Origin of the sequence: Thioalkalivibrio sp. ALE11 (genome assembly GCF_000381205.1) — a bacterium.
Classification (GTDB): domain Bacteria; phylum Pseudomonadota; class Gammaproteobacteria; order Ectothiorhodospirales; family Ectothiorhodospiraceae; genus Thioalkalivibrio.
In genome coordinates, this window is record NZ_KB906194.1 from 1 (window position 1) to 11,547 (window position 11,547).

Genomic DNA, 11,547 nt, shown 5'->3' on the forward strand with positions numbered 1-11,547 from the left:
CGGCCGTGTGGCGCGTCTGGTAGGGGTTGCGGCGCTTGAGTCCCGCCTTCTTCAGCGTCGGGTACCAGACCCGGTTGTTCACGTTGCGGTACGCAATCGGATACCCGTACCGGGTGGAGAACACGTAGCGGCTGCGGTGGGTCTCCGGGCGCTGACGCATGGCCTCGCGTTCCTCCATGAGCACCCGGTACACCACGTCGGACATCTGGATCGTCCGCGTCGAACCGTCGGTCTTGGTCGTGGTCTCCTCGCCCTGCACCCGGGCCGACTGAACCAGGATCTCCCGACGGTCGAAATCGACGCAGTCCCACTTCAGCCCGTCGATCTCCGAGGTCCGCATGCCGGTGAAGAAGCGGACCAGGAAATACCCGCGCCACTCCGGCGGCGCGGCATCCAGAAACCGCTGGACCTCCTCCAGCGAGAACGGATCCACCTGCGAACGCCCGATCCGCATGGGCTTGATGCCCTGAAACGGCGTGTTAAAGTCAAAGCGGTCGGCGGCTTCCTCCAGAATCTGCTTCGTTACGTTCAGAATCTGGTTGATCCGAGAGGCTGACAGCCCCTTCCCGGTATCGCGGTTCACTTTGGCGAGTTGTGCGCGATACTGGAGAATTTCGGATTTCTGGATGTCGCCGACCTTCCGGTCCCCGAACTGCGGGACCACGTGCTTCGACAGGATGTCGGTCACCTTCGTCTGGTACGAAGGCTTCCACAGCGGAGCGTTTTCCGCGAACCAGGTGTCACTGAAGTCCCGCATCGTGGGCTGATCCGCAGATGCCTCGGGACCGCTATCCTGCGACACGACCGCATCCGGCTGCGCGAAGCGCTGCGCATTGCGGCTGTTCGGGAAGGTCTTGGCGTAATCGAAGACCCCTACCCGGATTTCAGCCTCCACCCGCTCCAGCAGTTTCGCGACCCGTTTTCGGTTCGCCACCGTGTCGGTCATGGCCGTGTACTCCCGGCAGCGAACCCCCTGGTACACGAAGTCCAGAAACAGTCGGCCCGTTTCCTTCCTTACTCGAACACTACCCATTGGTCTTACCTCCGTTGGCCATCGGGATCGCGGCCACCGCATCGGTGAACATGTCCTCTTCGATCGTTTCCCAGATGTAGAGCACCTTGCGGCGCCCGAACGGCCGGACGTAGTGCCGTCCTTCCGAGAGGCACTCATGCCGCAGGACGTTGTTGACGTAGCGGGGATTGAGGTGAAGCTTCTCGGCAAGCTCTGCCGAACTCAGATAAGTCATCATTCATCTCCTTTTGTCGACGTATAGCCGCTATACGGCCATGTCTTAAGTGTATAGCGGCTATACGTTGGAGTCAAGTAAATAGGCGCTATTCGCTATACGGCTATACGGACGCGCGGGTATACTGCCCGGAATCGAAGCCGACGACGGATCTCTCCATGAAACCCTCCAAGACCCATCAGAAGCAGGTGAACATCCGGCTGGACGACGAGACGCTCGACCGCCTGGATGAATGCCGCTCCGATCTCAGAGATCAGTTCCCGAATATCCCGACACGCTCGGATGTCGTTCGGATGGCGATCGAGGAATTTCTGGAGCGCCGTGGCAGAGATGGCCATCCGCCCTCGGAGTCATCGACCGACCGTTAAGGCCCAACACGGTGGTACTCACTTCTGCTCTTCCACCTCGGCACCGAATCGGCCCAGCCCCGTTCGATTTAGGCACATGTAAGGCCCACACAAGGCCCAGGCAGCAGAACCAGCGATGACCCGTCCGGAACCGGGCAGTCCATGATCAACGCGACATGTGCCACGATAGCCAGAACGCCGCTCGAAATAGCTCTACGAATCCGATACTTACAGCATCCTTTGACACACCCGAAAGACGCTGTAGAATACGCGTCTCGGACACGACAGGCGCGTAGCTCAGTTGGTTGCACCACCTTGACATGGTCCGAGACGCCCCCCTGACTCCCCCGCCCCACAAGCCCCAAAAAGCCCGCCATAATCGACTTTATTGGAATTTAGGGTCATCCTGGGTCACACAGGAATCCACAATTCTGTTTTCGAAAAGGCTCTAGAGCCATCGCATTGCTAGCCGAATCCTGACCTGACAGACTGAGCACCACCTGATCGCTACGAGGGCGCTATGCCAAGCTCCCTGCCACGATGGATCCGAGTGCCTGTAGGCGAGCTGCTGGACGACCCGGTGACGATGCGCCCTCCCATACCGGTTGCGCCCAGCCTCACGGCCGACGCGGTGAAGGAACTCCTCATTCAGCGCCCCATCATCGCCGTGCCGGACACCGCCCACGGGAAGAGTGTCTACCGTCCGGTCGCCGGCATACCAAGCCTCAGCGTCGCGAAAGCGTGCCTGTCGGCGGACGAACAAATCCCTGTCCTGAGTGCTCCCGACTCCGATAGCGATCTGAGGCATGCGGTCGACGATCTACTCGTCCCGACCGTCGAACATTCAGGTAGCGCGGAGCTACCGAAACGGTGGCAGACCGCACATACGGATGGAGTACTCCCGATCGTGTTGGGTAGGCAGCCGACCCAACCCGAGATCGCGCGCTTCCTCGGTGTATCGCTGTCCACATACAAAAGCCACTGCAGAGATCGGTACCGCCATGGCGGGAAGTAAAAGGGTCCGCCTCTCCGACCGGCAGGACCACCATCTCCTGGAGGCCCTGCGACGGAACCATTCCCCTGACCCGGAAAGCCTGATCGAGCGCGTCCGGCCCCTTATACAGATACCCAATTCACTGGTCGGCTTACGTCCAATCGCGCAAAACCTCGGCGACCTGCTTCCCCACGTTCAGGAACTCCTTCCTAGAAACGAAGGAAGCGGCGCAATACGCGATATGCGCGAGTGGCACGAGGCCATCGGAGCAATTCCTGACGAAGATCCCCTGTGGTCGGTTGCTACGCACCTGGAGCACGGGATCGTTTCTGAAGGAACAGTGCGAGCTCCACTCAATGGGCATGTCACAAGCAATCCGATCTGGTGCGCACTTTGGTTCGTCCATCACGAAGAAGCAGGGGACGAGACAGAGACCTATCGGTGGACCCAGGCCCATCTGCTGGCTGCCCACATCCTGCTGCACTTGAGAGGGGTGCGCCCCCGACGACAGGACCATCTGTCTAATGCAAGCAGGGCGGTGCGTCGGTCCCATCAAGCTGAGGCCCGCTGGCTGATGCTCAAGGTCCGTCACGTGCGGGAGAATCCCCAGGCATTCGCGGAAACGCTTCTCGAGATCAAGGAAGAGGCTCCGCCCCGAAAACGCGGGCAGCGCACCGACGAGCCCCACACCCGACTGGCGCGCGACTGCGGCTACCTGGCCGAAATCATGGCCGTGGCGCACGACCTGCCCTTCCGAGCCATCTCAGAAAGGACTCGGACCGGCGGATCAGGAGGGCGCGGAACAGGCTCAAAACGCCCGTGGGACGTCATGGGGCCGGACCATCATGGTTTCTGGTATCACAGCGATCCACGGTTTCTCCAGTCAAGCTGGGGTACCGACGAATACCGGACAAACCGCCACGTTCCAAGCGAGGATCATCAGAACGAGCTGCTCGCCAGCGGACTCGCGCCGGAAGAGTATGAGGTTGATGAAGGCGCCGAGATCACGTTCGAGGCCATACTCCGCCATGAACCGGGTGAGGATCAGGCACCGCTCGATCTGAAGGATCTGCCGCCTCTGGGATCGATCTATGCCCGGGCGCGGAGCATAGGTCGGCGCATCGCGATGGAAAGCCAGCGCTTTCGTGTTGAGCTCCGACGGATCCGGCTTACCCAGCTCCACCGCATTCTGCAAACCCTCGAAGCAGTTTTTTCCGAGGCCTCCGTTGATGGGCCGCATGACGAGCCGGCAAGCCGACGCGAAGAGCGGAACAAACGTCGCGAAACGGTGTTGCTCGCGGCGATCGCCCTAGTCACCGGGTCCCCGCCCGATACCGTCAGGAGAACCCAGTGCGTCGACGGCATAAGCCAACTGCCGGCGGAGTTCAAGCTGGCGTACAACCCCGGTTACCGGATGTGGATGCGGCCCTACAACCCTCCGCCCCGACATCCACTTGCTCAGGAAGAGCGAAAGCAGGCGATCGAACACTGGCCCCGCGTTGTCTTCGAGGACATCCTCGGGGTGGGCCAGCACCTCAACCGCATGCCCTACGATCGAAAGACCCAGCACTTCACCCACAACGAAAGCACGTACGAAAAACTGTGGGACAGTCACATCGTCCCGCGTCTGGAACAGGCCGGGGTGAAACGACGATGGTGTCAGTTCAAAAATCTGGCCACCATCATGCCAAGCTGGTTCGCCTGGGCCGAGGAAGGTCAGCATCTTGCGCCGGCCCTGCTATTCGGGACCGATGACCCGCTCGCCCGGACCCACCATTTCTACACGGCGTGGGAACGTGGGGAGCTGGCGCGTATCTACCATGAGCATCTGGAAACGGCGCTCGCGGGTAGCGGACTGGATGAAGAACGCGACCACTCGTACGAAAGACTCTGGAACTACCGCGCGCCACGCACCGCCATCCCGGAGAGCTGGACAGGGAATGATCGGTTACCTCGGGCCGAATCCATTTCGGATCTGATTGCTGAACTCAGCGACAGACTCCACAGCCAAAGCCCGCCCCACCGTCGCGATGCGGCGGGTTGGTTGAACGCTCACAACCTGATGACGGCGTACACCGCCCTCGGGCTGACCCTGGCGGTGGGCGGTCGCGCCATCCGGACGCCGGTCCCGGACCTTTCGGCCCGGCACCACGCCACCGGGACCATCGCCCTGCAGGAGAAAGACCGGTCGGATGGGTCCCATGCCCGACTCGTGGTGCTACCGCCCGAGGTGATCCAGCAGATCGAGGCCTACATGGAGCACCTGGTCGTCCTTTTCACCACGTTTCCGGGGCTGCCCACGAGCCTCACCTGCCCCGCCACCAAGCACCGGGATCGGAGCGCATATCAGAGCGATCAGTATGAACTGGCGCTTCGCTCCACCTGTTTTTTCCTGGACGCCGGGGATCCCGGGGATCCGACGACCTGGGTCCCCGTGGAACTGACGGGCAGACGTCTGCGTGAGGAATGCAATCGCGTGCTCCCCGCCGCCTGGCCACTCGACAACGCCGGCCGTCACCTTTTGCGCAGCTATCTCACCGCTCAGGGCTGTCCCGCCACGATCATCAACACGCATCTCGGCCACTGGAGCTACGGCGAGGAGCCCTGGGGTGCTCCCTCCGCGTTCGATCCCGTCCGTTACCGAAAGGCGATCCGTCCGTATCTCGACAGACTCATGCAGGACATCGGCTACAGGGTTGTGGCGCCATGAGCGATATGTCTGGCGAACCGGGCGACGGCGGGCTCGACGACGATCCTCGCGCGATCTGGGCCGGCTGGAGGCACCTCTGGAACCCGATCGGGGAACGCCAGCCCGATCCCACCGAAGCGACCCGGGAGGAACCACAGGATGGTGACGAGTTCCTGTCCGTCTGGCGCATCCTCAAAGAGCAATACCCGAAGCTCACCTCGGTCGAGCCGCCCGAAGACCTCGAGTGGACGAAAAGCGACACGCGCACACTGATGTTACAGGTCCGCGCCGAGGCGCCAGCGGGCCGCAGCTTCGTTGCCCAGCGACGCGTTGCCGAAATCCTCGATACCGGCAACCGCGTCGGTCGGTGGCGGATCGTCATTCCGGACCTGCCCGTCCCTTTACCGCCGGCGCCTTCCTCGCCGTTCCAGCACCATGACTTTCTCGACATGGTCCGCCATCAGGGCCTGGTGGACACCTTTCTGAACCAACTCGCCTCTCCGATCGACACGGAACGGATTCAGGCCCGGTGGGGCCGGATTTTCCTGAGCGCCCTGCTCTTCGGCGGCCTTCTGCGCCCGCGGTGGCTCTGGGCTCTCGGCCACTCTCTCCATCAGGCTCCCGCACACCACCACTGGATGGAGCTGTATCACCAGGTCAAGGACGAAACGATGCCACTGCACCTGCGCTGGTATCCGGATCCGATCACGCGCCATCTGCTCGTCCGCGATGGAAACAAAGGCCTGCCTGCCGGCCTTCCGGAGACGCGGGCAGACGGCCCGCTCCTCTACCGCTGGATCAGAGAATGCGCCGAGACGCTGGGCTTCTCCGACCAGCTCCCGCGCAACTGGAGTCAACTGCAGAAGGTCGCCCGCCTTCATCTGGCGCTTTACGTCCCGCCGTATCTCCTCGCCCACGCCGCGGGTGAGCGGGTGGCCACGTCACTACCGGTCAGCGTGCATGAACGACTGATCTTTCCACCGGATCGGATCCGGACTTCATTGCCCCCACGGGCCACGGAGCCGGGCCATCGGTCCGAAGTCTCGGAGAACGGCTCTGCTCCTGCACAAAGCGCCACGACGGAGGAAGACGCCGACCCGCACGGCCATGAAGCCTGGCCCGCGCAACTGCACGATCTCACCCGTCTGATCCGAAAAAACGATCCCCCGGATCCACAGCCCATTCGCGACTGGATCGAGGCGCACCCAACCGCCAACCCGACAGGGGGCCGGACTCCCCTACCCTTGCTCCCGAGTGTCCGGCGGCTCGCCGACTGGGTCGCAAACCGGCTGTGCACACCCGCACGAGCGGGCCGCAAGCCGCGGCGCCGTACCGTCTATGAACTCTACAACGCCGTAGCCGGCCGCATCGCCGGTCAGCTTGGCGATACGGATCCGGCAGACCTCACGGCGGACGACCTCATCGAACTCTACACCAGCGCCCTTGAGGACACGCCGAACGCGCGCAGCCGCAAACGCGTGGCCCGAGGCCTTCGCAGCTTCCATCAATTTCTGATGGAAGCGCACTCCCGGTCGCCACTCCCGCTGGAGACGTTGGAGTCGCCGCAGCATGTTGTGACCCACGGCCCGCCCGACGCCAACTACTTGGACGAGGCCCTGTTTCAGCGCACCCTCGACTGGGTGGACGAGCTGTACCGTGACAACCCCGCGGTCGGCAGCGTACTCACCCTGATCATGGCTTTGGGATTTTACGGCGGTCTACGTCGCAGTGAGGCCGCGGGCATCCTGATTGGCGACCTCGAAGGCCCACCGGAATACTCGCTCCTGGTGCGGCCGAACGGCCTGCGTCTGCTCAAGAGCGGCAACGCGCAGCGCGTCCTACCCCTTCACGCCATGTTGCCGGAGGCGTTACTGGAACGGCTGACGAGATGGCAGGAGCATCGACGGGCCGAAACGGATGCGTCCGAAGATGCGCCACTGTTCGCGCTGCCAGACCGCGGGCCGATACGCCCCAACGATCAGCTTCTGGATGCGGCAACCCGGGCCATCACCCAGGTGACGGGCGATCCCGATATCCGCTTTCACCATCTGCGCCATTCGTTCGCATCCCGAACGCTGCTGCACTTCTGGGAACTGGAAGGCGAAGGCGAGGAACCGCTTCCTCCCTGGTCACAGGCCGGTTCGATGGCGGCCCCGACCGATCCCCGAAAGCTTCGCCGCGAACTCATTGGCGACCAAAGCCCCACGCAGCGTCGGACGCTGCGTCTGGTCTCGCGACTTATGGGCCATTCCGACACCCAGATCACCATCGAGCATTACGTCCACACTCTGGACGATCTTCTCGGACGTGCCGTCCGCCGCATGATCGACGGACTCGACACCCGACAGATCGAGACGATCACCGGGCGCAGCGCGCCGCGGATCCGTGAAATTCGTCGGGAGACGCACTCCGGCACCCCGGGGGAGATCATCGACCGCATCACCGATGGTCTACTGCCCTCGGGCTCGTCCCTGACGAAACTGCGGGAGCGGACGGAGGCCGGCATCCACTGCGGCACCCCCGTACCGATCGAGGAACCCGCGGACCCACTGGACCGGGCATCCCTCCTGATACGGGCCATCAACGATACCGAGTGTTCCACCGGGTCCCCGACCGGCCAATTCGCATTTCCGTGGGACAGGCCTACCCTCGAGCGCTACGCGGCCTTGCTTCGGACCCTTCCCCAGGAGCTCCGCCTGCGCCGAAGCCGCCCGGATGACCCCGACTGCCTGCTCGCACCGCCGCATGTCAACGAGCGTCCAACCTTCCAAACGACCTGGTCCTACCTGTATGGAAACGAACAGACGCCCGCGCTGACGCCACGCGACCGAAAAAAACTGCTGGACACTTTCACCCACGCCATGGTCCCCACAGCCCCACTACTGACGCTCCAGCTCAGCAGCGTACCCGACCTCAAACGCTGGGTACGTCTGCTGGATCATCTGGAGCTCCGGGAGCTGTTCATCGGGTATCACATCGCCAAACCCGGCTCCCGGGCCGCGAATCCGTCGGAGCAGTTGCAGCATTGGCGTCATAAGGCTGGCCACCATCTATCCATCGAGCACGGCCCGATGGGCCACCCATCCCGGGAAGCCACCGCCGCCCGAGGCGAAGTCATCGTCACCTTCCATCCCGACGCACAGAAAGCCGTCTCCCTCAGCCCGTACGCGGTGCAGCTCGCAATATTCCTCGCCTGGGCCCAAGAAAGCGATGAGAACAGGACGTGATCATCGCCCCCTGAATTCAACCAATAAGTCCAATGCCATGTCATACGGCGCGTTGCCGCTGTAAGTGGTTCCTAAGAAACTCGATCCGGCCCAGTAACAGAGCCGCTAGCGAGGGCGGAGATTCTGCTTGTCTTCCATCTCCCCCCGGATTCGTTCTTCGCTGATCTCGACGAAGTTGTTGCCAGTCGGGAAATACCCCAGAATCAGTCCATTGGTGTTTCGTCCGAGCCGAATTCCCCACAATGAAATGGCCGGGCGGAGTACACGGCGCAGGTGAAGGCCGCGCTTACCTGCTGATGGGCCATGAACTATCTTCCACTTCCGACGGGGATTGGCTTCACCGCCGCGCGCCAGTGGCCGAGGGCGTGGACCATCGCCATCCGGGTTGCTTCGGCCTTCGCCGGTCGATATTGGGGATGAGAGCCGTGCCGCTCTTGCGCGGCGTCCCCGCTGCCCCGGACCGTGTCGCTTTTCAATCAGCAAACCGGCGGCGTCCATCCACGATCCCCGAACGTTGTTCGATCCCCGCCCGTTTGACGATCCGGGCCCAGCGAACGCCCCTCCCCCGTAAAGATTACGGTACCGCCGCCGTCCGGCTGATCCGGCCCACATGCCGGTAGGCCCACTCGTGGCTCACCACAGATGAACGTCTACACACGCGCTCCCCTCCCCGCTGCTCATCCTCCATTGTGCGTGAGGACTCTAATAAGCACTGGTGCTCGTGGAGGGGGAGCATACGAAAACTCCAGACCGCGCGCGCCTGTGCGCATGTCTACAGCAAGATTCTCCCAAAACACAACCGAACCAATAGAGATTAAGAATGAAACAAGAAGCGCCGATTGAAAAAATCATGACCCACCGGGATGCCACCCCAGAACGACAAATTTCAGGAACACCAACCCCTACTCTCAAACATTTAAGCACGCTATATACTGACAGTAAATTTTTCGGCCATCACAAAAAGCAAAACTATGGCAGAACACGCTTGATGCTTAACCAACAATCATCAACACTAGAACCACCAGATACGCGTACAGGATCTCCCATGCCACGAGCCAGCTTGACCACAACCCAAAAAGAACGCGCACTCGCGACCCTAGCGGCGAAAGCTGCTATCCACCAGAGCCGCGCGCTCATCGAACAAAGCGACCAAACGATCTCCAACGAAACGTTCGAAAGCCTCTCCTTCGCAGTTAACTCCGTCCAGGCCATACGTGTGCGCAAAGAAAAACGCCCGCAAATGAAAAAGCTGATGGAAACGATCTACGAAGTTTACCGGCGAGGTTACCCGCTGGAAGTGATAGCCAAGAAAATTGGCGTCTCTAGTGGAGCGATGTCAACAAATCTGCGCAAACTTGGATTTGAATTGCGGTCGCCTGCGCACCGAACCCAACACGCCACCCCCCCGTATCGACAGTACACGATCGACCACCACGCGTTCGATGAGATCGAGCAGCAGAATCCGGCGTACCTCCTTGGATTGCTCCAAGCGGACGGCAATATCACGATCAACAAAGGCCGACCTGATGGAATACGATTCCGAATTCAAGCTCGGGACGCCGCCATCCTTGATAATGTAAAGCTAATACTAGGATCCAACGCCCCGATAGAAGTCCTACAAGTTCAGAACCAAGACGGAAAATGGTATTGGCAGGCTCACCTTTGTGTTTACAGCGTCGCACTCGCGAGACGGCTGATCGACCTGGGCCTGAGACGTGACAAGGCCTCACACCACCAATTTGCACCGCCGGTCTACTCTGCAGAGGCTAGAAGACATTTCTGGCGCGGAATGGTCGACGGAGACGGATCGATCGACCGGGAAAACGTCGATCGAGTAAAATATCCTCTGTCTGGCTGGCGGATACAATTCTGCGGAGACTACGGAATAGTAACGGCGTTTTGCCACTACGTCGAAGAAATTACCGGAAGAAAAATTACGCCATATTTGAACGGAAATAGCAAAATCAATTGGTCGTGCACCGTGCCGGTTGCAGAATCGATATCGATCGCCCGCCACCTTTACACCGGTGCGACTATCGCACTCTACAGGAAAAAGCGGATTGCAGACGCGCTTACGGCAGCTTGGTCGACCGCAAAGCTAAATGGAGTAACAACGACGACACAGCCTAATGGCCGACGCGTGTTCACTAACAAAGGCGAAGCGGACGACGAGGTGCACAAGATCCTCAGAAACGTGATTACTGCGGAGGGACGCAATAATTATGATAACGATTGATGTACGCCGGGATCTCTCGGGGTATTAATGAATGCAGGAGCGCCATCAATTGCGGCATGTTTGCCAGCTCGTATCATCGAGGTCATTCCATGCGAATGGGGACCATAGCGCGCGCCCAACTCGCGCCCTAATGGATGTACGGACCACGGGGGGCTGTGCAGGCACCAGAGACAATTGGTCTCTCCGTACCGGACTCTTTGAAGCATCACCTAAGGAGACGCTGATTTAATACGCGGCGGCTCCCGGCCAGCGGACGGGTCTGGGATAATGGCAGCCGGTTTCCGCCCCGAGGCAAGGATCGATGTCGCAGCGCAGTTTTTCCGATATCGAATATTCCGGCAAGCGCAAGCAGACGCGACGCGACCGATTTCGGGGCGGACGCCATCACGCCCTGGGCGGCGCTGGTGGAGGCGATCGAGCCGCACTACCCGAAGGGGAAGCGCGGCCGCCCGCCGATGAGTTATGGTCAAGTCTGGTGTATGAGCAGTTGCTGGTTCAGGCGGCGCTCCGGTCGGTGATGGAGGATGCCTCGTCGTTGGTCGGTTCGGTCTGCTCGACGCCGTCGATGAACGTGACCCCGCGCTCGAGCTTGTCGAGCCATTCGTAACCCCGGAGCCGACGCCAGCGCTTCTGCGCGCTCTGGCCGAGCTTGAACGTCAGGCTCAGGACGGTGTTGCGGGTCACGCAACCCCGGGTCTTGGCAGTGCGTAGCCGCACGGTGGCGAAGGTCGATTCGATCGGGTTGGTGGTCCGGATCGACTGCCAGTGCGCGGCCGGGAAGTCGTAGAACGCCAGCAGGTCTTCCCG

The 11,547-nt window shown here is 61.2% G+C and carries 7 protein-coding genes and 1 pseudogene; 5 read left to right on the forward strand and 3 right to left on the reverse strand.

Going from position 1 to position 11,547, the window contains the following annotated elements:
- Both F620_RS0113550 and F620_RS0113555 read right to left on the reverse strand, forming a co-directional pair.
- Nucleotides 1-1,033: Arm DNA-binding domain-containing protein (locus tag F620_RS0113550; RefSeq protein ID WP_026331491.1), on the reverse strand; the 1,033-nt coding region annotated here is incomplete at its 3' end.
- A complete protein-coding gene (locus F620_RS0113555; protein ID WP_018870378.1) occupies nucleotides 1,026-1,247 on the reverse strand; it encodes a hypothetical protein in 222 nt (73 codons plus the stop codon). The genes F620_RS0113555 and F620_RS0113550, both read right to left, overlap by 8 nt.
- Before the next feature lie 158 nt (nucleotides 1,248-1,405).
- On the opposite strand from F620_RS0113555, the gene F620_RS0113560 reads away from it, so the two are divergent.
- The 5 genes and pseudogenes from F620_RS0113560 to F620_RS15290 form a co-directional block, all read left to right on the forward strand.
- Nucleotides 1,406-1,615 (forward strand): CopG family transcriptional regulator, encoded by a 210-nt coding sequence (locus tag F620_RS0113560; RefSeq protein WP_019570991.1) that lies wholly within the window; start codon nucleotides 1,406-1,408, stop codon nucleotides 1,613-1,615.
- A 980-nt stretch (nucleotides 1,616-2,595) separates the two neighbouring features.
- Nucleotides 2,596-5,298 (forward strand): hypothetical protein, encoded by a 2,703-nt coding sequence (locus F620_RS14555; RefSeq protein WP_196802057.1) that lies wholly within the window; start codon nucleotides 2,596-2,598, stop codon nucleotides 5,296-5,298.
- A complete protein-coding gene (locus F620_RS0113580; protein ID WP_019570996.1) occupies nucleotides 5,295-8,504 on the forward strand; it encodes a site-specific integrase in 3,210 nt (1,069 codons plus the stop codon). The genes F620_RS14555 and F620_RS0113580 overlap by 4 nt, the downstream gene beginning before the upstream one ends.
- Before the next feature lie 820 nt (nucleotides 8,505-9,324).
- Nucleotides 9,325-10,740 (forward strand): hypothetical protein, encoded by a 1,416-nt coding sequence (locus tag F620_RS15285; RefSeq protein ID WP_155987045.1) that lies wholly within the window; start codon nucleotides 9,325-9,327, stop codon nucleotides 10,738-10,740.
- A gap of 301 nt (nucleotides 10,741-11,041) precedes the next feature.
- A pseudogene (locus F620_RS15290) lies at nucleotides 11,042-11,198 on the forward strand (IS5/IS1182 family transposase); the annotation flags it as partial.
- Nucleotides 11,199-11,235: 37 nt separating this feature from the next.
- Here the strand turns inward: F620_RS15290 and F620_RS0113585 are convergent.
- The coding region (locus F620_RS0113585; protein WP_019570997.1) for a transposase at nucleotides 11,236-11,547 on the reverse strand (312 nt) is incomplete at its 5' end.

Coding starts and splice junctions, on each gene's coding strand:
- F620_RS0113580 (WP_019570996.1), top strand. CDS start 5,295: ATGAGCGATATGTCTGGCGAACCGGGCGACGGCGGGCTCGACGACGAT.
- F620_RS0113555 (WP_018870378.1), bottom strand. CDS start 1,247: ATGACTTATCTGAGTTCGGCAGAGCTTGCCGAGAAGCTTCACCTCAAT.
- F620_RS15285 (WP_155987045.1), top strand. CDS start 9,325: ATGAAACAAGAAGCGCCGATTGAAAAAATCATGACCCACCGGGATGCC.
- F620_RS0113560 (WP_019570991.1), top strand. CDS start 1,406: ATGAAACCCTCCAAGACCCATCAGAAGCAGGTGAACATCCGGCTGGAC.
- F620_RS14555 (WP_196802057.1), top strand. CDS start 2,596: ATGGCGGGAAGTAAAAGGGTCCGCCTCTCCGACCGGCAGGACCACCAT.